This window comes from Ureibacillus galli (assembly GCF_014836845.1).
Taxonomy (GTDB): domain Bacteria; phylum Bacillota; class Bacilli; order Bacillales_A; family Planococcaceae; genus Ureibacillus; species Ureibacillus galli.
The window spans coordinates 24,277-47,168 of record NZ_JACSQA010000021.1; the positions used below are offsets into that span (position 1 = coordinate 24,277).

The following is a 22,892-nucleotide window of genomic DNA, read 5'->3' on the forward strand; positions in this document are numbered from 1 at the left end:
CTATGCATGATCGTTACTCTTGCCAGTAACATAGTCTTTATTAAATAAAAATAAACGGAACAGTAAGTAAAGGGATGGGAGCAATAAACATAAGCCCAGTATAAAGACAATGACTAAAGCAATTGCCATCTCTTTATTTGTAAATCCCTCATGGATCGTTAAATAGGGATACAACAAATATGGATAATGGGAACCACCATAGGCAAAAAAGGCAAAGAAAAATTGTAGTATTAATAAAATAACTGCTAAACCATACGACCGCTTTTTCCAAATAAGCCAAACGGTAACTAAAAATAATAAACCTGAAAGAGCAAACAATGGCCATATAGCAATGATATTTTCATAATGTTCTACATTATGACCACGTAGCTCAACGATAATCCCAAATGCCGTAATAATTAATGGGATCGACCAAATGAGAGCATACTTTCTCATTAAATTGCTTGCATCTATATCCTTTGCTTTCCATGCGTACCAAGTTAAAAAGACCGCCGAAATATAAAGGACTGCAGAAATACTTAAAAGCACTATACTCCAGGAAAGGGGGCTCGTATACAATTTCCAATAGTCTAATACAGGGTGCCCATCTACCACCTCAACAAAGCCACCTTCTGAAATGGTAAAAACGACTGAAAGGGATGCAGGAATTAATAACCCCGCTAGCCCATAGGCAAAGGCATACCCTTTATGGCCAGCCGAACCATAGGACTCAAAAGCATAATAGGATCCTCGAATGCCTAATAACACTAATGAGATGCTTACAGGTACTAGTAAAATCGTTCCATAATAAAAAGCCGTTTGAGGAAAGAATCCCACAATTCCTACGAAAAAAAATACAAGAAATACGTTCGTTACTTCCCAAACCGGTGACAAATAGCGCTTAATGATTTCCGTTAAAATGTGGGACCGATCGGTTAATAAACTATAGGCATTAAAAAATCCTGCTCCAAAATCAATGGATGCCACAATAACATAACCAAATAGAAATATCCATAATACTGAAATTCCTAACACTTCGAGATTCATCGCACCTCACCACCTTTTTCCGATTCCCGGTCTTCAATTTCCTTTTCAATAGGATTGGAACGGAACATTCTTGATAAGACGACGATACTCCCAATCCCTAGCACAATATATAAAATACAAAATAGCAGGAGCATCAAATCCACGTTTCCACTTGTTGTTGCCCCTTGTTCCGTTCGCATAATACCTCGTAATATCCACGGTTGCCTTCCGACCTCTGCTAACCACCAACCTGCTTCTATAGCAATGACCGATAACGGACCGCCTGCTACAACAACCCAGCGATACCATTTGCTTGCGATAAACGACCAGCCACGCCATTTTCCAACTAAATAAACAAGGGAAACGAGAACCATGAACATACCGATAAACACCATCAAATTAAACAAATAATGGATATAAAGCGGAGGTCTTTCATCTTCAGGAAACTCATTTAACCCCATTACTTCGGCCATCGGATTACTAAAGGCTAATATACTTAACCCATATGGGATGGTGATTTCATACTTTACCTCTCCATCATTCATAACCCCGAAAAGAATGAGATCTGCACCCTTTTCCGTCTCAAAATGCCATTCGGCAGCAGCTAACTTTTCTGGCTGATACTCTGCTAAATATTTTCCAGAAAAGTCTCCAATTATCGCAGATGCAATCGAAAAAATAAGACCACATTTCATAACGAGATAGAGAGCTTTTTTATGATAAATATGATTTGATCCCTTTAATAAACGGAAGGCTGCAATCGATGCCAGTATAAACGCTGCCGTCATAAAGGCTGTAACAAGTACATGGGTTACTTTAGTTGGCATTGCAGGGTTAAACATTGCAATTAATGGTTGAATATTGACTAGCTTCCCGTTTACGATGTCAAACCCTTGAGGAGCATTCATAAATGAATTAACGATTGTGATAAAAACCGCGGACATCGATGCTCCGATCGCAACTGGGATCAGCAACAACATATGCTTTTTTTGACTATCAAAACGGTCCCACGTGTATAAGTAAATTCCTAAGAAAATTGCTTCAAAGAAAAACGCAAAGGTTTCCATAAATAAAGGTAACGAAATGACTTGTCCCGCTAGCTCCATGAAGTTTGGCCATAATAGCGAAAGCTGTAATCCAATTGCCGTCCCCGTTACGACCCCAACGGCAACTGTAATAACAAATCCTCTTGCCCAGCGTCTTGCCAGTAAAATATAATGTTCATCATTATTTCGGTACCCGACCCATTGGGCAATCATAATCATTAAAGGAACACCAACTCCAATCGTTGCATAAATAATATGAAACGATAGAGTAGTTTCAGTGAGTACTCGACTCCAAAACACCGTTGATTCGTTAATCAAAAATAAGTCCTCCCTAACTAAATAATCGACCTAAAATTGATAGCAGCATGATGACTGCTACTCCAAAGCTTAAGTAAATTAGCCATTTTTCTTGTTTTTTGTACATTTACTATCTCCCCTTAAAAGCCATTATGCCCATTTTTAAAGAAGTTGAACGGCGTAGTTAGATGTGATAACCCTTTTTATTATTGTCAACATAAAAAAACCTATATAAACGTTAGCTTACCCTAACATTTATATAGGTCATTCCTTCTAATATTTAAACTCGGTCCAATTCACGAATATCATCGATTGGAACGAATACTTCGATATGGCGTTTTAAGTTGGTGAAAGTGACAGGTGCATCGCCACCATATTCACCATCTAAGTTAATATGAATTGTTTCACTTTCTTCTACGTTGGAAACTTTCACAACGCTTGCTTTACGATAAATTACATTCGGATCGTTTAAATGCTCCCCTCGAAGGGCTAAAGAAGCGACTTTAATAAAATCAGCAATATTACATTTCTTTAGAATCATCATCGTGAATAAACCATCGTTAATACTTGCATCTGGTGCAATTTTTTCAAACCCACCGACTGAGTTTGTTAAGCCACATAAAAACATCATGGCATCCCCTTCGAAAACTTCTCCATCAAATTCGATGCGCATATTTGTCGCTTTTATAGAAGGAATCATTTCAATTCCCTTTAAATAATAAGCAAGTTGACCAAGGAGCGTTTTCATTTTACTCGGTACTTCGTATGTTAATTCTGTAATACGCCCACCAGCAGCAATATTAATGAAATAACGGTCATCATTTATTAACCCGACATCGACTGGTATCGAATCACCTTTAATAATAATATCAATGGCCTCGTCGATTTTTCGCGGAACGCGGATTGCCCTTGCAAAATCATTCGTCGTTCCCATTGGTACAATACCTAGCTTCGGTCGATTTTCATAAGGACTCATACCGGCTACTACTTCATTTAGTGTACCATCACCACCAGCAGCAATGATAATATCAAAACCTCGTTCTACAGCTTGAGCAGCAGCTTGTTTTGCATCCCCTTCACAAGTTGTTGCATGGCATGATGTTTCATACCCGGCAATTTCAAGTTTCTCTAAAACTTCAGGTAAGTTTCTTTTAAAAAGCTCTCTACCTGATGTTGGGTTGTAAATGATTCTTGCTCTCTTCATTTTATCTTCCATCCTATACTTCGTAATATGTATAAAACTTTTCTACAAAAGGGAAAGTCCTAAGTAAGCCGAACTTTCAAAGGACCTTTCCATTAAAAACTTTATTTTTGTATAGCTTTTGATAGTACTTTCTTCATATCTTCATAAACCCATTGTGCACATTGAGGATTATGAACAAATTTGTCCTGCATAGAAGTATACATTTCTTTTTGCTTTTGTTCAAATGTTGGGTCTCCTTTTTCTGGTAATTGTGCCCGCATTTCCGTTACTAATTGTTGTAGCTCTGGTGCACGAGGCCCCCATTTCCCAATCACTTCACCTTGCTCATTTAACAATAAATAGATAGGAATTGCTCTTCCACCATTTGTTAAATAGCGGTCGATTAAATCGGTATCCGCATCACGGAATGCACAACGAATGTCTAAATCGGCTTCCTCAGCTATTTTACGAATAACTGCATTATTTAGCATCGCATCGCCACACCAATCTTCTGTAATAGCTAAAATATGAGGTTTTTCCTCCTTTAATAAGGCAAAAAGTTCATCTTCTGGATTGACATTGAAATTTTCGTATACTACAAAACTTTTTTCTTTTAAAACAGGCGTCGTCATTTGTTCCATATACTGTGCCATTGGGATGGATTCTTCAAAATATTGTTGTTCTGTTTTCATTATTAACTCTCCTTTTTTCTTTTATTTTGCATAAATTGTAACCAAAATACAATTTTTAGGATTGAACAAAGAAGCCCCTATAAACCAAATTCATTGGAATGATAGGGGCAACAGATGATTAACGTTTATTAATTTCTTCAAGAAGGATTTTGTTTACCATTGGTGGGTTTGCTTGTCCTTTTGAAGCTTTCATAATTTGGCCTACTAAGAAGCCAATTGCACGGTCTTTACCGTTTTTAAAGTCTTCGATTGATTGTGGGTTCGCATCTAACACTTCTGTTACTAAGTTAAGTAATACAGCTGGATCAGAAATTTGAACTAACCCTTTTTCTTTCACAATCTTCGCAGCATCTCCGCCGTTTTTCACTAATTCAGTGAAGACTTTTTTCGCAATTTTAGATGAAATTGTTCCGTCGGCGATTAATTTCACCATACTAGCTAAGTTTTCTGGTGTTAATGCTGTTTGGCTTATTTCGATTTGTTCTGAGTTTAAGTAAGCTGACACATCGCCCATTAACCAGTTGGCAGAAAGTTTCGCATCTGCACCTGAAACAACCATTTCATCAAAGAAATCCGAAATCTCTTTGTTCACTACTAGAACACTTGCATCGTAATCGTTTAATCCAAGCTCTTCTACATAACGTTTTTTACGAGCATCTGGCAGTTCAGGAATCGATTGACGAACACGCTCTAACCATTCATCGTCAATTTTTAAATCGACTAAATCTGGCTCTGGGAAGTAACGGTAATCATCCGTCCCTTCTTTCACACGCATTAAGATTGTTTTACCCGTTTTTTCATCAAAACGACGAGTCTCTTGTTTAATTTCTCCGCCAGACATTAACACTTCTGCTTGGCGTTTTTCTTCATATTCAAGACCTTTTCGAACAAAGTTGAAAGAGTTTAAGTTTTTAAGCTCTGTTTTTGTACCGAACTCTTCTTGACCATATGGACGGATGGAAATATTCGCATCACAACGTAAAGAACCTTCTTCCATACGGACATCAGAAACACCAGTATATTGAATAATCGATTTTAATTTTTCAAGATATGCATAAGCTTCTGCTGGTGTACGAATATCTGGCTCTGATACGATTTCCACAAGTGGCGTACCTTGACGGTTAAAGTCAACTAATGAATAACCATCACCGTGAGTTAATTTACCAGCATCTTCTTCCATATGAAGACGGGTAATACCAATTTTTTTCGTATAACCTGGTTGACCATCTGTACCTTCAATTTCAATTTCGATCCATCCATCATAGCCGATTGGCTTATCAAATTGAGAAATTTGGTAAGCTTTCGGATTGTCAGGGTAGAAATAGTTTTTACGGTCAAATTTTGTTTCTTGGTTGATTTTCATATTTAAAGCTAAGGCTGCTCTCATCGCATAATCAACAACGTTTTTGTTTAATACAGGTAAAACACCCGGATATCCAAGGTCGATAACTGTCGTATTTGTATTTGGTTCCGCACCGAAATGGTTTGGTGCTGGTGAGAAAATTTTCGATTCTGTTTTTAATTCTACGTGTACTTCTAACCCAATAACTGTTTCAAAGTTCATATTTATTTACCCTCCCAAATTTGAGGAGTTTGTTGATGGAATTCTGTCGCTTGTTCGTAAGCGAATGCCGTGCGATAGATTGTTTCCTCATCGAAATGTTTCCCGATAATTTGTAAACCTAATGGTAGGCCATTTTCAAATCCACATGGAATGGAAATCGCAGGAACACCAGCTAAGTTAATCGGGATCGTTAAAATATCATTGGCATACATCGTCAATGGATCGTTAATATTTTGACCGACTTTAAAAGCAGGCGTTGGTGCTGTTGGTCCAACAATTACATCATAGTTTTCGAATACTTTATCGTAATCTTCTTTAATAAGCGTACGAACTTGTTGAGCTTTTCTGTAATAAGCATCGTAAGTTCCAGCACTTAATGAATACGTTCCAAGCATAATACGACGTTTTACTTCATCACCAAAACCTTGGCTACGTGTTTCTTTATAAAGTTCCATTAAGTTTTTCACGCCTTCTGCACGGAAACCATAACGGATACCGTCAAAACGAGAAAGGTTAGATGAAGCTTCTGATGATGAAAGGATGTAATAAGCTGCTAAAGCATATTTAGAATGCGGAAGGGATACTTCTTCTACAGTAGCACCTAACCCTTTTAAAACGTCAAGAGCTGCTAATACGGAATTTCTAACTTCTTCGTTCACACCTTCACCTAAATATTCCTTTGGCACCGCAATACGTAACCCTTTAATGTCACCATCTAATTTTGATACGTAATTTGGTACTGGTACATTTGCTGAAGTGGAATCGTTCGGGTCTACTCCTGCAATTGCTTCAAGTAAAAGAGCGTTGTCATAGACGTTACGTGTAATTGGTCCGATTTGGTCCAGTGAAGATGCAAAGGCAACTAAACCGTAACGAGATACCCGGCCATAAGTTGGTTTCATACCTACTACGCCACAATATGCAGCCGGTTGACGGATTGATCCACCTGTATCTGAACCTAGTGAAAATGGTACTTCACCAGCTGCTACTGAAGCTGCAGATGCGCCAGAAGAACCGCCTGGTACATGTTCAAGATTCCATGGGTTTTTCGTTGTTTTATAAGCTGAGTTTTCATTTGATGAACCCATTGCAAACTCATCCATATTCAATTTACCAACTGTTACCATACCTGCTTCACGAAGTTTTTTAACTACTGTTGCATCATAAATTGGCATAAATCCTTCCAAAATTTTAGAAGCACAAGTCGTTTCTAGACCTTCTGTTACGATGTTGTCTTTCACACCGATTGGTAAACCGAATAATGGTCCCCGTTGTTCAAATGGAACTTTGTCCAATTCTAAGCTTTGCTCCATTGCTTTTTCCTTATTTAAAGCTAAGAAAGCTTGTACATCGTCATCAAGCTTTTCAATGCGAGCAAATGCTTCGTTCGTTAAATCAGCGATTTTTATCTCGCCGTTATGTAAACCTTCTTGTAATTCTTTCGATGAACGTTCAAATAACGTCATGAAGTTCCCTCCTTTTATCACAGTTTAGTCTTCTAAAATTGGTGGTACTTTCACTTGACCATCCACTTGTTCTTTTACGTTTAGCATCATTACATCACGATCTAAACCTTTTTGGGCAACGTCTTCACGCATCACGTTAACAATTGGTAGAACGTGGGAAGTTGGTTTTACATTCGTTGTATCTAATTCGCTCAATGTTTGTGCAAAATCAGTAATTTTTTCTAATTGGTTTGCAAATTTCTCTGCTTCTTCATCCGTAATCGCTAGTCGCGCTAAATGTGCAACGTGTTTTACTTCTTCTTTTGATATTTTCGCCATTTCATTACACCTCCGTTATTCTAAAGCGTGGCAATAATCAATAATAATACCATTTTTCTCATAAAAAATCACAAAATAGGACAAAAACCTGAAAGTTCCTGCACATCAATGGACATCTGATATGAACACTTCATTACTTCCATTAAATTCAACTCTATTATCGCCTTAAAACCCGCCAATTCAAACCTATTAATAAAAATATCATAAATTGAAGGCAAGTTTAATCCTTTGCCATAAATCGAGCCATCCCTCTCATACTTCAACATAAAAAAGTAGCATTAGAAAATGTCCTAATACTACTTTCCTAAAGAGTTTTTAGCCCTTTTTAATAATCATAAATATGAACAAACGGCTCTTCATCACTACGCTCTTTTATTAATAAGGCTTCCGGTCCATTTATCGAAGTAATGCTCACTTCTATATCCACATCTGCAGGCAATTGTTGCACAATAATTCCCGATAAATATTGGGTAAATCCGATGATTTCTGTCGTACCATAAAATTGGATTGGAATCTCAATCGATAATTTTGTAAGTGTGTTATTTTGATAGAATCCTCTACCGATGACACTTGTATAATTGGAGAAATATTCATCTACTTCTTGTTTAAATTTTTGGAAGCTTTCATTTACTTTACGATATTCCGCATCTGGTGAAGACATAGGGAAAGTCACATAATTCTCATTTATATCCTGCCATTCCCCTAAATCTGATTGTCCTTTTTCTGAAACGTTATAAGCAAAATAAGATCCAGGTACAATGGCATTATTTGCCTGTTGTTTAAACAGCCCGATGACAATTGGAACATCCTTCAGCTCAGGACGTTGACGCAAACGATTAATGACTTCTTTTGCAATCTCTTTCCCTTTTTGCTCGATTTCAGCATTCGGAATTTCCTCTTCAAATGTGTCCCCGTATTGTTCTTTTTGATAGTAGTAGATGGAATTTAAAGCAAGTCCAATCGAAATACCACCAAGCTTGACTTTATTATCCTCTGTTTTTACAAGATAGTTTTGTTCGACAATATGAGCAAGATATATTGGTGCTTCTTTCGCCCGTGTCTCTGGGTCCATTTTTTCTCCGTTTTTATTAACATCAGCAGGATTTAACCCTCTTAGTTCTTCTGGTTCATCGGCATTTTGGTTACTACGAGCAAGCCAGTTACTAATTGTATCGCTATCTAAGTACTGACCTTCTTGGAAGAAGTAATTTTCTGTATCATATACATTTTGCGAGAGTCGCATTAACCCTTCTTCTACTTCTTTAATGTCGTACTTCGTATTAATATTCGACACGACTAATCCACGGCTTGCACTTTCCTTATACGGAACAAGCGTTTTATAATAATTATCATTTAATTGCATACTTGGGATGATTGTCGTTTCAACTTCTGCTTCAGTTTCATCTGTATCTTGTAACACTTCTGTATCCTCTTTAAATGAAGGGACACAACCTGTTAGCATTGCAACAACGACCATCGCCGGAATCCAGCGAAATCGGTTCATCGTTTGAAACTCCTTTACTGTTGTAATTGTTCAATTAGGCGGTTTTCGTCCCAGACTTCGATGCCTAGTTCATTTGCCTTTGTTAATTTTGAACCTGCATCTTCGCCGGCAATAACAAGGTCTGTCTTCTTACTAACACTACCTGTTACCGTTCCACCCAACTCTTCTATTTTCGCCTTTGCTTCATTGCGTGTCAATTGCGATAATTTTCCAGTTAAAACAATCGTTTTCCCTGCGAATGGATTGTCACCCATTTCCACTTGTACTTTTTTCCCTTTGTACAACGTGTTGACACCAGCTTCTTTCAATCGAGTGATTAACGCTTTCACTTCATCACTTTCAAAATACGTGACAATGGAATCGGCCATCTTTCCACCAATTTCATGAATTGCTGTAATTTCTTCTTCCTTTGCATCCATAAGGGCATCCATCGATTCAAAAGTTTCGGCTAATAATTTAGCTGCTTTTTCACCAACATGGCGAATTCCAAGTCCGAACAGTAATCTTTCCATCGAATTTTCTTTCGAACGTTCAATCGCTTCTACTAAATTTTTCGCAGACTTTTTGCCCATTCGTTCTAGTTTTACAAGCTGTTCCACTTCTAAATGGTAAAGATCACTCACATCACGAATATAATTTTCACGAAGTAGTTGTTCTACCACTTTTTCTCCTAAACCGTCAATATTCATCGCATTTCTTGAAACGAAGTGTTTGATGCCTTCAGCAATTTGTGCGGGACAGGTTGGATTGACGCAGCGTAAAGCCACTTCTCCTTCAATTCGAACAAGTTCGCTTCCACAAGCAATACAATTTGTCGGCATCTCAAAAGGAACAGAGTTTTCTGGACGCTGTTCTAAAATAACCCCGATCACTTCAGGAATGATATCGCCTGCTTTGTGAATAATGACCGTATCGCCTATGCGAATATCCTTTTCCCGTATCAAATCTTCATTATGAAGAGAAGCTCTACCGACAGTTGTTCCTGCAACTTGAACAGGAGTTAAAATAGCAGTTGGCGTGATGACCCCTGTTCGCCCTACTGTTAGTTCAATATCTAATAAGGTCGTCACCACTTCTTCTGCAGGGAATTTATAAGCAATGGCCCAACGTGGACTTTTCGCCGTATAACCTAATTCATCTTGATGAGCATAACGATTTACTTTTACGACAATCCCATCGATTTCATACGGAAGATGGGGGCGATTTTCAGTCCACTTATTAATGAACGCAAGAACATCGTCAATTGTTTCACAAAATTCCCGTTCTTTATTGGAAGGGAATCCCAATGTCTCTAAATAATCAAGCATTTCTGCATGGGAATCAATTCCATATGCTTCACCATCTCCACCAATAGCATAAATGAATGTGGAAAGATTACGACTTGCTGCAATTCTTGGATCAAGCTGACGAAGGGAACCTGCTGCTGCGTTACGCGGGTTAGCAAAAAGCTCTTCCCCTTTGTCGGCACGGGCTTTATTTAATGCTTCAAAGGATTTTTTCGGCATATACGCTTCTCCGCGCACTTCTATCGTTACAGGATCTTTTAAACGAAGAGGAATCGCACGAATCGTCTTTAAGTTCGCCGTTATATCCTCTCCAACAGTACCGTCTCCACGGGTTGCCCCTTGGACAAATACGCCATTTTCATAACGTAACGAGATAGCTAAACCATCAATTTTCAATTCACAAACATAGGAAAAATTGTTGCCAATCGATTGACGAATTTTACGGTCGAAGTCCCTTAAATCTTCTTCACCAAATGCATTGGATAAACTTAACATCGGATAATTATGGGTTACTTTCTTAAATCCTTGTAACGGAGCACCGCCAACACGTTGAGTCGGCGAATCTGGATAAATTAAAGAAGGATTTTCTTTTTCCAATGCAATTAATTCATTTAAAAGCTGGTCATACACAGCATCAGACACAAGAGGCTTATCCAAAACATAATAGGCATGGCCGTACTCATGAAGAAGTCGATTTAACTCGGCGACTCGTTTTTCAATATCGTTCATTTTATTCCTCCATATTTTCATCCGTTACGAAGATACTTTTGTTCTTATCCTTTCGTAATCGGTGCAAATTTAGCAAGTAATCGTTTAATACCTATACTTGGGAAGGCAATATCTAACTCTAAGCCGTCCCCTTCACCTTTCACACTAACAACCGTTCCGGTACCCCATTTACCATGTACAGCTTTATCGCCAGCTTTCCATTGGAGTTGGTCTCCACCAGTCGATTGAAGGTTGGCGATTTGTGGCTTCGTTTGGACATTCCCTATCGTTCTTCGCCTTTGACTTTGAACTCGTTGATTACGTCCAGAACTAAACGGTAATTCATCGGCATCTATACGATGGCCAGATTTTGAAATTTGTTCCATAATGTCTTCCGAAATTTCTTGTAAAAAGCGGGAAGGCATATTATAGCTTGAGCGCCCAAATAGCGTTCGTGAACCAGCACAAGTTAAATATAAGCGTTGCTCTGCTCGCGTTATTCCAACATAAGCAAGTCTTCTTTCCTCTTCCATCTCTGCTGGGTCATCTAAAGAACGGGAATGGGGGAAGACGTTTTCTTCCATACCAATAATAAATACAATCGGGAATTCTAATCCTTTTGCAGCATGCATCGTCATTAAAATAATACTTCCCTTTGTTGTATCCTCTTTATCTAAAGCATCGATATCTGCTACTAGTGCTAAATCAGTTAAAAAAGCGATTAAAGATTTATCGTCACTACGCTCTTCAAAAGCCTTCGTAACAGATAAAAACTCTTCAATATTTTCTAAGCGACTTTCCGATTCAATCGTTTTTTCATTTTCAAGCATTGTCCGATAGCCAGACTTATCGATTACCTGTTCAACAAGTTCCGTAACGGATAGATATTCTTGCATTTTCGTAAATCCTTCGATTAACTCTCGGAACTTATCTACCGCACCTGCTGCCCTCGGAGTTAAGCCCATGAATAAAACTTCCTTCATCGCATCGAAAATGGAAAGATCTTGTTGAATCGCATAAGTAGCCATTTTTTCAAAAGATGTCGCCCCAATATTTCTCTTTGGTTCATTAATAATCCGCGCAAGGGATAAGTCATCATCGTTATTGGCTATTAATCTTAAATAAGCTAATAAATCTTTAATTTCTTTTCGATCATAGAACTTTGTTCCACCGACGATTTGGTAGGTCATGTTTGATTTAACGAGCACTTCCTCCATTACACGGGACTGGGCATTCGTACGGTAAAGAATCGCAAAGTCATCTAATGAACGATTTTCTTTTTCCATGAGTTTTTGGATCGTTTGTACGACAAATTGAGCTTCATCTTGTTCGTTATAAGCTTTATATAGAACAATTTTTTCGCCTTCTAAGTTCTCAGTACGAAGTTTTTTCGGATATCGACTTTCATTATGTTCAATGACATCGTTAGCTGCTTGTAAAATTCGCTTCGTTGAACGGTAATTTTGTTCTAATAAAATAACTTTTGCATTCGGGTAATCCTTTTCAAAGGATAAAATATTACCGATATCAGCTCCACGCCATCTGTAAATCGACTGATCTGAATCGCCAACAACACAAATATTTTTAAATTTTTGTGCGAGCAATTGAACGAGTTTATATTGGGAATGGTTCGTATCTTGATACTCATCCACATGAATATATTGGAATTTATTTTGATAAAAATCCAACACATCTGGAACCCGTTCAAACAGCGTAATCGTTGTCATAATTAAATCATCAAAATCTAACGATTGGTTTCGACGAAGTCTTTTTTCGTACCCTTCGTAAACTTGTGCAACGACTTTCTCATAAGGATTATTTGGATTACTGTTTGCTTTATATTGATCTGCTGTAATACATTCATTTTTTGCTGAACTAATGGCATTTAAAATAGCACGAGGTTCAAAACGTTTTGGATCAATGTTTAACTCTTTTAATACATTTTTTACAACGGACAGTTGATCAGCAGAATCCAAGATGGAGAAATTTTTTGAAATGCCAATTCGATCGATATTACGTCTTAAAATGCGTACACACATGGAGTGGAAAGTAGATACCCACATACTTTCAGTCGTACCGTTACCAAGTAAGTTATCAATACGATCGCGCATTTCCCGTGCCGCTTTATTCGTAAAGGTAATCGCTAAAATTTTTGAAGGGTAAACTTCCTTTTCCACTACTAAATATGCAATTCGATGGGTTAAAACACGTGTTTTCCCCGAGCCTGCTCCTGCCATAATAAGCAGTGGTCCTTCTGTTGTTTTTACAGCTTCAGCTTGCTGTGGATTCATTCCGTTCAGTAAATTTTTCGTTATTTGTTCCATGATGCACCGCCCTTTATACAAACATTTGTTCTCAATTATACTATAACGAAATTATTCTCGCATCTGCTTTATTTATTCAAAGCGCCTTTTACAGCTTTCACTGTTTTTAACGCCTGTTTTAAATCGTCATAAATAATATTGCCAACTACAACTGTATCAGCAATCCGTGCCATTTCTACAGCTTGCTCTACAGTTGTAATACCGCCACCGTAAAATAATTTAGTGTCGTTTAATACTTCCTTTACAGACGATACAATTTCTTGATCCCCATAAGTTCCACTATATTCAATATAAAAAATCGGTAATTTAAAATAGTTTTCAGCAAGTCGAGCATAGGCAATGACATCTTCTTTTGTTAAATCCGTATCGGCATTTGTTACTTGGGCTACTTTACAATCAGGATTTAAAATACAATATCCTTCTGCAACTAACTCGTCCCAAACCATGATATCTCCATACTCTTTAATCGCTTCATGATGTAGGTCTTTCACCCATTTCGTCTCGCGGCTATTTAAAACAGAAGGGATGAAATAATAATCAAAACCAGCTAAAACGGATTCAACATTTGAAATTTCCAATGCGACTGGTACGGAAAATCGTCGTACACGTAGTAAAATATCAATTACATTATCAATTGTGACACCATCTGTACCGCCAACTAAAATAACATCGGTACCCGATTCACAAATTTGTTCTAATGCTTCATCTGAAATTTCCTTTGCTGGATCCACTTTAAACACATGTCGCCAATTTTTATAATCCATTCTTCCATTCCCACCTATCAAATTTAAAAAATCAATTGTGTTTTATATACGCTTACAAGTATAACGTAAACTTACTTAAAGCGAAAATTACATTCTCTTTACTCAATATAAAAAGCTGTCTAGGAAGTCTTCTTTCTTTGACTAACTAAACAGCCTAAATTTCACATTAAGCTTACGATTATTTAGAAGCTTGGAACGGTTTCTCATCTGGATAAAGACGACCTAACATTTCATCGTAAGTGTCATTCCCATAATCAAAACAACGACGAACTCGAGAAATTGTTGCAGTAGATGCACCTGTTTCTTTTTTAATTGATTCATACGTTTTCTTTAAACGTAATAAATGGGCCACTTCAAACCGTTGGGCTAATGATTGAATTTCACTAATTGTACATAAATCATCGAAAAATTTATAGCATTCTTCAAGATCCTTTAATTCCAATACAGCTTTAAATAATTGGTCCGTTTGATGCCCGCGAATTTTATCAATCTGCATTTTCATTCATCCTTTCTATTGCTACGAGTATGTTATAGAGGTTGCAATGCCTGGATCTGTTGGAACAAAATGAATCCACGTTTGTCCAGGTACTAATTTGACTTCACTACCATCTTCTTCTACTGCTTTCAATACACCATCCTTGTTTTCCCAACGAACTTCTCGCATCATTCCTTGTTGGAATACATACGCGGTTCCACCAGAATGAAGGTCAATTTCACGGCGTCCTTTATTATCAATAATGGAATGTTTCATTTCAAAAATTAAAACATTGGAAAGTTTCAACGGCTCATTTGTTAAATAATCTGTTGTCACAGCGTCTCCCGATTGCCGTGTATAACAATTACTTTTTTCATCATAAGTATAAAGGCTATTAAACGAATTGTCGTTACTGTAAGTAACCGACACGGAATTTGCTTTCTCTCCTATTTTAACACTTTCATCTTCTTTATAAAAAGTATACGATACTTTTTTCTGATAAAGAAGTGAAGCGCTCACTTTATCTGCTGCGGCTTGTATATTTTCACCTGGCATATAGGAGTTATGGGGTGCTACACGATCTTTTGATCGTTTAAACAACGTCCCATCATACGCCATTCCATTAACATGATCAACGACTCCATTTTCTAATAGTGAGCGGGCTTCCGGACTGTAGCCATGGGCAATATAGAATGCATCTAATCCGGCAGCAATTTCAACAAAATAATCTCTTGCACTGCGAATCGGTCCAATATTATCAGGTAGTTTTGATTGATACAAAGCTAGTAATCTTGTAATATCCCCTTCGGCTAACATTTCATAAATGACATCAGCAGAGGCAATCCCTGATTGAGGTCTTGCTTTAGGATGATTATTAATTGTTACCATAATAGGACGCATCGAAGCTTCTTGTTGTACTTTTTCACCAGTAAATGGCGTAACAAAGGATAGTTCTACTTCTTCTGATATAGGTAATGTTTCTTCTTCTTCGATAGATTCTTCTGATTCATTCTTTTCATCTTTTTTACCGCATCCGACTAAAAGAGCTGAAATGATTAATACAAAGCATAGATTTCTCCATCGAAACAATCAATTGTCTCCCCCTTTAACGTATCACAGCAGGTAACATCACTTTCTTCTTCATAACATCATATATACCTCTAGGCGTGATACGAATATATGGTAAATGTGTAGCTTGTAAAAATAGCAATGTATAGATTGCATCACTATGACGGTAGCCTCTTTCTTTTAGAGCAGATTTTAAAGCTAACTCATATTGAATGATTTCTTCTACATCACCGTTAAAGAGAGTTCCATTAATGGCAAGGGGAATCGAAACGATAACTTCCTTATTTTCAACTAGTACAATTCCACCTTTTAATCTCTTTAATTCATTAAATGCTACTTTCATATCTTCTATGCTTTTTCCTATTAAAATAATTTCACCCGTATTAGAGTAAGAGGATGCAAATCCTTTCAGCCTAGTGTCGAACCCTTTAATCATCGTGTTTACACGCCATTTCCCTTGACGGTCAACTAACATTAAATAACTTTCATCTTTTCCAAGGGGGAGTTCCTTTTTAGTAAATTGCATACTAATTGAATATGGTTTTGTAATGACATCGTTAACCAATTCAATTCCAATTGGCATTGAAAATTGAAAATCATCATCGGTTAAATCAAAGGATAGATTTAATGGTCCTAAACTATCCCACTCAATTTTTGGGAGAGCATTTACCTTTTCATTCTTTTGTTTTAACCATACACCCTTTGATAACACTGCCTCTGGGTTTGGTGAAAATTCATCAGTTAATATATTCAAAGAAGCAAACCGTCCTGTTGCAATTAGACCGTGAAGATGGGTCATACTATAGTATCGCGCAATATTGTAAGATGCCATATTGTAAGCATCTATTGAAGAAACACCTTCGTCAAGGGCAATACGAATACATTTATCCATTACGCCATCAAGATGGAAACTTGGTGTAGAACCATCTGTTGTCATCATTAAATGATCAAAAATATTCAACTTTTTCTCGATTATTCCTTTGAGCAATTGAGGTAAGTCCGGTCGAATGGAAGAATGTCTTAACGTAACATCTAATCCATGAAGAATTCTTCGTTCCACTTCTTCTACTGTCATCGCTTCATGGTCACCATCAGCGCCAAACAATTTCATACGAGCAAGCGTTTTCTCTGAGGCTCCAGGAAAATGCCCCTCTACTTTTTTCCCTTTATTTTTAGCTAGTTGTATCCAATGAAGCATTAAATCATCTCCGCGGACTAAACGTGGCCATCCTGTCAATTCTCCCCCAAGAATCACATCATCTCGTTCAAGCCATTCTAAAACAGATTTATTTGTAAATAATTCATCTTCGTTGTCGAGTTCCGTTTGGGAATCAAACCGAACCCACCAATAGAAAGAAAAAGGTAATTTTTTCAGCTGATTCATTAATGAAAACGCTTTCCAATTTGGGAGTGAAAAAACAAAGTTCATGTTATCTGCGATAAAAGTTGTTGTTCCACTTTGTGCTGCAAAATCTGCAAAGGATTGTGGATTATATAATTGGAATGGATGTACATGAGGTTCGATATAACCCGGTACAACGACTTTTCCTTCTAAATCCACTACCTCTGTATTAGCCAAATTAGAAGGCATTTCCTTACCTACATATACAATACGATCTTTTAGAATCCAAATATTCCCTACAAGCCATTGTTTGAATACACTATGTAAATAACGTGCATTTTTTAAAACGATTGTTGGTGCTTTATTTCCGTCAATGACAGCTACTTGTTGTCTTATTTCATCAATTTTCCAGGTAGACTTTGGCATTTGTAACACTCCCTTCTATTTCTTATAATATTTATTTTGTTTATTCACTATTTATACGCACATACTAACTTTGCTCAAAAATTGTTCAAATATTTATTTGAGTTGCAAGGAAATTTAATGGTTATATCGTATCACAGCACTTTTTTATATTAAAGTGTTTTATTTGGAATTATATTCTAATAAAAGGAGTGGAACTTTACATGGAAGAGAACATTTCCGAAAGAAGTGGTTTTGTCCGTTTAGCTCTAGGTACAGGTTTAACAGCTTGCGGTATTGCTCACTTAGCAAAGGAGTCAGGTAATCGTGGTTTAGGGGCACTCTTCGTAGCAGCAGGTGCCATGAAAGTGGCAGAAGGGATCTTTCTTTATTGTCCCACAAAAGCTTTCATTAATTCGAACGTGAAAAATGCCGTTTCAACAACTTTTGATGAATATATAGATGGCGATAGCATTATGCAACAATTTAATCAATCCTATGAGAGTCGATGGGGTACAGGCAACTCCTCTAATAATAGCACTTCCCAATCATCGAATTCTGGCTCCTCTACAATGCAAAACGTTGCAAGTACAGCTTCACAAGTAGCCCAAGCAGTTTCCAACGTTGCTCCAAGCGGTACAATGGCAAATACAGCCTCTCAAGTAGCTAAAACTGTTGCCGATACGATGTCAGGAAATCAATCTAATCAAAATAATAATCAAAACAATCATCAATCTGGTTCAAACAATTCTACAAAAAGTGGAAAATCAGCGATGAACCCGAGTTAAAATCCATTTTCTTAAAAGGAATGGCAAGAAGTCGAAGTTTTTTCGATTCTTGCCATTTTTCTTTATTGGAATGTTCTCCACCCGATATCTTTACGGTAGAAAAATTTTCCCCACTGTTGTTCATTAATAGTTGAATACACTTTTTCTTGTGCTTCTTTTAATGTATTTGCCTTTGCAGCAACGAGTAGGACACGGCCACCATTTCCAACAAACTGCCCATCGACTAATTTCGTCCCTGCATGGTAAACATCAAATTTCTCAGTCAAATCCACTAAATTTGGAAGAGGATTTCCCTTTTCCACATCTCCTGGATATCCTTCTGCAGCGATGACAACACCTAACATCGCTTCCTCAGACCATTGTAAATCAAAATATTGTTCTTCCATTAACGCCTTCATAAATAAACCAAAATCGGAAGTCATTCGAGGTAGAACAACTTGTGTTTCTGGATCACCAAATCGAGCGTTAAATTCTATCACTTTTGATCCTTCGTTCGTTAAAATTAATCCTGCATATAAAATACCGGTAAAGGAAACGCCCTCTTCCTCCATCGCCTTCACAGTCGGTTCCACAATTTCAATATAGGCACGGCTCACATACTCTTGAGGAATTTGTGGGACTGGTGAGTATGCACCCATCCCTCCTGTGTTTGGTCCTTTATCTCCATCGTAAGCGCGTTTATGGTCTTGGGCGATGACCATCGGATAAATTTGTCCTTTATGAACAAATGACATGAAGGAAAACTCTTCTCCATCCAAAAATTCTTCAATTACCACTCGAGAAGAAGATTCTCCAAAGCGTTGGTTACCAATCATATCATAAATAGCATCGCATGCTTCTTGCTCTGTCATAGCCACAATCACACCTTTACCAGCGGCTAATCCGTCTGCTTTAATAACAATTGGCGCACCTTGTTGTTTCACATATTCCACAGCCTTTTCTGCATCTGTAAATGTTTCATAAGCAGCTGTTGGAATGTTATATTTTTTCATTAATGCTTTCGCATAAGACTTACTACCTTCTATTTGAGCCGCTGCCTTTGTAGGGCCAAAAATCGTTAAACCGCGAAGTTGGAAAAAGTCAACAATACCTGCTGCCAATGGCTGTTCGGGACCAACAAAGGTAAGATCTACAGCATTATCCTTTGCAAATTGGGCAAGGCCAGCAAAATCCATTGAATCAATTGCAACAACTTCCGCATCTTGTCTCATACCGTCATTACCCGGTGCAACAAAAACTTTTTCCACTGAGGGGGAATGATTAAACTTCTTTGCTATAGCGTGTTCACGCCCACCACTACCGACCACAAGAATATTCATGTGAGATAGCCTCCTTATTTACTCGATGTCCAATGTTCCATTCATACCCTTAAAAGAAACGCCCGCCTCATGACGAGCGTTTTGCCACTTCATACTGTATTCATCATTAATGTTTAAAATGACGAATACCAGTAAATACCATCGCAATGCCATATTCATTTGCTTTATCAATCGAATCTTGGTCTTTAATAGAACCACCTGGTTGAATAATTGCTGTAATACCAGCAGCTGCTGCAGCCTCTACTGTATCGCTCATTGGGAAGAAAGCATCTGATGCTAGAGCTGCTCCCTTCGCTTTACTACCAGCTTGTTCTAATGCAATTTTAGCGGAACCTACACGATTCATTTGACCTGCCCCAACACCTAATGTCATTTGAGCGTCCGTAACAACGATTGCGTTGGATTTCATATGTTTTACGACGGACCAACCTAGTTTTAATGCTGCCCATTCTTCTTCCGTCGGTTCACGATCTGTTACGACTTGAATATTCGCATCATTAAATCCATAAGCATCGTCTTCTTGAACTAATAAACCACCTTCAACAGAAACTACTTTAAATGGATCTTGCTTTTCTTGAGCGAAGTTGATGGTGATTAAACGGATATTTTTCTTTTTCGTTAAAATTTCTAATGCCTTTTCTGTAAATGAAGGTGCAATAATGATTTCTAAGAAAATTCCGCTTAATTTTTCTGCTGTTGCCTCATCTACTTCACGGTTTAATGCAATAATTCCTCCGAAAATGGAAGTTGGATCTGCCTCGTATGCTTTATCGAACGCTTCTTCAATCGTTGTACCTGTTCCTACTCCACATGGATTCATATGTTTAACCGCTACTGCCGCTGGAATTTCAAATTCTTTAACGATTTGAAGCGCTGCATTTCCATCTTGAATGTTGTTATAAGATAATTCTTTTCCGTGTAATTGAGTAGCATAAGCTAATGAGAAATCAGAACCTAGACGTTTTTGATAGAACGCTGCTTTTTGATGTGGGTTTTCTCCATAACGTAACGTTTGTTTTAATTCATAAGTGATAGTTAAGTTTTCAGGGAATAGTTCTTCCGTTAAATAGTTTGAAATATAGGAATCGTAGGCCGCTGTATGACGGAATACTTTTGCAGCTAATTCACGGCGTGTTTCAATTGTTGTCGCTCCTAGATTTTTTAATTGTTCAAGAACTTTTGAATAGTCATTAGAATCGACAATAACCGTTACATATTGATGGTTTTTTGCAGCGGAACGTAACATTGTTGGACCACCGATATCGATATTTTCAATCGCATCATCCCATGTTACATCGGGCTTTGAAATTGTCTCAACGAAAGGATAAAGATTAACGCAAACAATTTCAATTGGTTCAATCCCATGTTCATTCATTTGGACTTGGTGGGAAGGATCATCAAACTTTCCTAAAAGTCCTCCATGAATCATTGGGTTTAATGTTTTTACACGCCCGTCTAGTATTTCTGGGAATTTTGTAACTTCATCAACCGCTGTTACAGGAACACCATTTTCTTGTAACATTTTTTTCGTACCGCCTGTTGATAAAATTTCATATTCTAATGCCACTAATTCCTTTGCAAACTCTAAAATACCATCTTTATTAGAAACACTAATAAGTGCACGTTTCGTCACGAAAAAGACCTCCAATTTTTATAAACAAATATGTAAAGTAACAGGGAATCCAACATGGTGTCCCTCTTAATAAAAAATTAACTTTCAAATAGTTTTTTTAAAGTGTTCGTATATAGCTCATGTTCAAGCTCATGAATACGTTTCTCTGTTGCTTCTTGATCCCCTTCGACTACCTCTACGGCAGCCTGACTAAGAATCGGACCTGTATCCATTCCTTCATCGACAAAGTGAACCGTTACACCAGTAATTTTGACACCGTGATCTATTGCTTGTCCAATAGCATCTTTACCTGGAAAAGCAGGTAATAAGGAAGGATGAATATTGACAATACGCATCGGAAAGGCAGATAGTAATGTTTGGCCGATTAAACGCATATAACCGGCCAGGACAATCCACTCGACCCCTTTTTCTTGAAGTTGATTGATAATTTCTCGCTCATAATGATCCTTTGAATCATAATTTTTTGCCTGAAATGCAAAAGTAGGGATTTGAAAGTTTTGTGCCCTTTCTACGACAAATGCGTTAGGCTTATCGGTTACAACAAGTTCAATTTGAGCATTAAGCTCTCCTCGGAGAATCGCTTCTTGAATCGCTTGAAAATTGCTCCCGCTCCCGGAAGCAAAAACTGCAATTTTCTTCGCCATTATACTAAGCTCCCATCATGCTCGCCGTTAAATTGGACGCCTTCACCTTTCACAACACGACCAATTGGATATGCCTTTTCACCGTTTTCTTCAGCAATTGCAATCACTTTTTGGGCTTCTTCTGCAGGGACAGAAAGCACGTAACCAATCCCCATATTAAAGACGTTATATAAATCTTTATCTGCTAAAGATCCTTTTTCCTTTAAAAATTCAAAGACTGGGAGGATTGGCCAAGAGCCTAAATCAATCTCCGTTGCTAAACCTTCTGGCATCATACGAGGTAAGTTTTCATAAAAGCCTCCGCCAGTAACGTGGGCCATTCCATGAATTCTTACACTTTTTAACATTTCAAGGACAGGTTTTGCATAAATTTTTGTTGGTACAAGAAGGGCCTCACCGATTGGGCCAAGCTCTTCGTAACCTTTTACAACTTCATCTACTGCATAATTATTATCTTCGAAGAGGATTTTGCGAACTAATGAGTATCCATTTGAATGGACACCACTTGAAGCAAGACCGATTAATACGTCCCCTTCTACAATATTTTCACCTGTCACAACGTTCGCCTTTTCAACCGCACCTACAGCAAACCCCGCTAAATCATACTCGTCTTCCTCGTAAAGCCCAGGCATTTCTGCCGTTTCTCCACCTATTAAGGCGCTACCAGCTTGTACACAACCGTCGGCAACACCCTTTACGATTTGTTCAATCTTCTTCGGATCTGCTTTTCCAACTGCAACATAATCTAAGAAATAAAGAGGCTCTGCACCTTGAGCTACGATATCATTTACACACATCGCTACACAGTCCACACCAATCGTGTCGTGTTTATCGACCATGAAGGCAAGTTTTAATTTTGTCCCAACACCATCAGTTCCTGAAATTAGAACCGGTTCTTTTAAGTTGAGGGAGGACAAGTCAAACATGCCTCCGAAGCCTCCAAACGTCCCCATTACACCTAAACGATTTGTACGTTCAACGTGTGACTTCATACGTTTTACTGCTTCGTAACCAGCTTCTATATTAACGCCTGCTTGTTCATATGCTTTAGACATGACTTATAT

The 22,892-nt window shown here is 37.8% G+C and carries 19 protein-coding genes; 1 reads left to right on the forward strand and 18 read right to left on the reverse strand.

Going from position 1 to position 22,892, the window contains the following annotated elements; translation table 11 throughout:
• The 14 genes from H9636_RS13195 to H9636_RS13260 form a co-directional block, all read right to left on the reverse strand.
• On the reverse strand, positions 1 to 1,026 hold the full coding sequence (locus H9636_RS13195) for a cytochrome d ubiquinol oxidase subunit II (RefSeq protein ID WP_191708043.1): 1,026 nt from the start codon (positions 1,024 to 1,026) through the stop codon (positions 1 to 3).
• On the reverse strand, positions 1,023 to 2,369 hold the full coding sequence (locus H9636_RS13200; protein ID WP_191708045.1) for a cytochrome ubiquinol oxidase subunit I: 1,347 nt from the start codon (positions 2,367 to 2,369) through the stop codon (positions 1,023 to 1,025). Before H9636_RS13200 ends, H9636_RS13195 begins: the two co-directional genes overlap by 4 nt.
• Positions 2,370 to 2,628: 259 nt before the next feature.
• On the reverse strand, positions 2,629 to 3,552 hold the full coding sequence (locus H9636_RS13205; protein ID WP_191708046.1) for a diacylglycerol kinase: 924 nt from the start codon (positions 3,550 to 3,552) through the stop codon (positions 2,629 to 2,631).
• A 101-nt stretch (positions 3,553 to 3,653) separates the two neighbouring features.
• Entirely contained in the window at positions 3,654 to 4,223 is a 570-nt protein-coding gene (locus H9636_RS13210) for a thioredoxin family protein (protein ID WP_191708047.1), read from the reverse strand.
• A 118-nt stretch (positions 4,224 to 4,341) separates the two neighbouring features.
• Positions 4,342 to 5,787, reverse strand: coding sequence for an Asp-tRNA(Asn)/Glu-tRNA(Gln) amidotransferase subunit GatB (gatB, locus tag H9636_RS13215; RefSeq protein ID WP_191708048.1), 1,446 nt, complete (start codon positions 5,785 to 5,787; stop codon positions 4,342 to 4,344).
• Positions 5,788 to 5,789: 2 nt separating this feature from the next.
• Entirely contained in the window at positions 5,790 to 7,253 is a 1,464-nt protein-coding gene (gene gatA, locus H9636_RS13220; protein WP_191708049.1) for an Asp-tRNA(Asn)/Glu-tRNA(Gln) amidotransferase subunit GatA, read from the reverse strand.
• A 24-nt stretch (positions 7,254 to 7,277) separates the two neighbouring features.
• A complete protein-coding gene (gene gatC / locus H9636_RS13225; RefSeq protein ID WP_191708050.1) occupies positions 7,278 to 7,571 on the reverse strand; it encodes an Asp-tRNA(Asn)/Glu-tRNA(Gln) amidotransferase subunit GatC in 294 nt (97 codons plus the stop codon).
• A 325-nt stretch (positions 7,572 to 7,896) separates the two neighbouring features.
• On the reverse strand, positions 7,897 to 9,075 hold the full coding sequence (locus H9636_RS13230; RefSeq protein ID WP_191708051.1) for a CamS family sex pheromone protein: 1,179 nt from the start codon (positions 9,073 to 9,075) through the stop codon (positions 7,897 to 7,899).
• A 14-nt stretch (positions 9,076 to 9,089) separates the two neighbouring features.
• Entirely contained in the window at positions 9,090 to 11,090 is a 2,001-nt protein-coding gene (ligA, locus tag H9636_RS13235) for an NAD-dependent DNA ligase LigA (protein WP_191708052.1), read from the reverse strand.
• 44 nt (positions 11,091 to 11,134) lie between these two features.
• Positions 11,135 to 13,393, reverse strand: coding sequence for a DNA helicase PcrA (gene pcrA / locus H9636_RS13240; protein WP_191708053.1), 2,259 nt, complete (start codon positions 13,391 to 13,393; stop codon positions 11,135 to 11,137).
• Between the two features lie 68 nt (positions 13,394 to 13,461).
• The gene (locus tag H9636_RS13245; protein ID WP_191708054.1) at positions 13,462 to 14,157 is read right to left on the reverse strand and encodes a heptaprenylglyceryl phosphate synthase; all 696 of its coding nucleotides are present in this window, start codon (positions 14,155 to 14,157) and stop codon (positions 13,462 to 13,464) included.
• Between the two features lie 178 nt (positions 14,158 to 14,335).
• Complete coding sequence (locus H9636_RS13250; protein ID WP_122972584.1) at positions 14,336 to 14,653, reverse strand: YerC/YecD family TrpR-related protein; 318 nt, start codon at positions 14,651 to 14,653, stop codon at positions 14,336 to 14,338.
• Positions 14,654 to 14,674: 21 nt separating this feature from the next.
• Positions 14,675 to 15,721: a DUF3048 domain-containing protein gene (locus H9636_RS13255; protein WP_191708055.1), complete on the reverse strand. Its 1,047-nt coding sequence runs from the start codon at positions 15,719 to 15,721 to the stop codon at positions 14,675 to 14,677.
• A gap of 16 nt (positions 15,722 to 15,737) precedes the next feature.
• On the reverse strand, positions 15,738 to 17,468 hold the full coding sequence (locus H9636_RS13260; protein WP_191708056.1) for an adenine deaminase C-terminal domain-containing protein: 1,731 nt from the start codon (positions 17,466 to 17,468) through the stop codon (positions 15,738 to 15,740).
• 200 nt (positions 17,469 to 17,668) lie between these two features.
• Between H9636_RS13260 and H9636_RS13265 the strand changes: the two genes are divergently transcribed.
• Entirely contained in the window at positions 17,669 to 18,232 is a 564-nt protein-coding gene (locus H9636_RS13265; protein ID WP_191708057.1) for a hypothetical protein, read from the forward strand.
• Between the two features lie 62 nt (positions 18,233 to 18,294).
• Here the strand turns inward: H9636_RS13265 and purD are convergent, their stop codons facing one another.
• From purD to purM, 4 genes are all read right to left on the reverse strand, one after another.
• On the reverse strand, positions 18,295 to 19,551 hold the full coding sequence (gene purD / locus H9636_RS13270) for a phosphoribosylamine--glycine ligase (protein ID WP_191708058.1): 1,257 nt from the start codon (positions 19,549 to 19,551) through the stop codon (positions 18,295 to 18,297).
• Between the two features lie 106 nt (positions 19,552 to 19,657).
• Entirely contained in the window at positions 19,658 to 21,184 is a 1,527-nt protein-coding gene (gene purH / locus H9636_RS13275) for a bifunctional phosphoribosylaminoimidazolecarboxamide formyltransferase/IMP cyclohydrolase (RefSeq protein ID WP_191708059.1), read from the reverse strand.
• A 77-nt stretch (positions 21,185 to 21,261) separates the two neighbouring features.
• Positions 21,262 to 21,828, reverse strand: coding sequence for a phosphoribosylglycinamide formyltransferase (gene purN / locus H9636_RS13280; protein ID WP_191708060.1), 567 nt, complete (start codon positions 21,826 to 21,828; stop codon positions 21,262 to 21,264).
• Complete coding sequence (gene purM / locus H9636_RS13285) at positions 21,828 to 22,883, reverse strand: phosphoribosylformylglycinamidine cyclo-ligase (protein WP_191708061.1); 1,056 nt, start codon at positions 22,881 to 22,883, stop codon at positions 21,828 to 21,830. The genes purN and purM overlap by 1 nt, the downstream gene beginning before the upstream one ends.
• Positions 22,884 to 22,892: the final 9 nt, after the last annotated feature.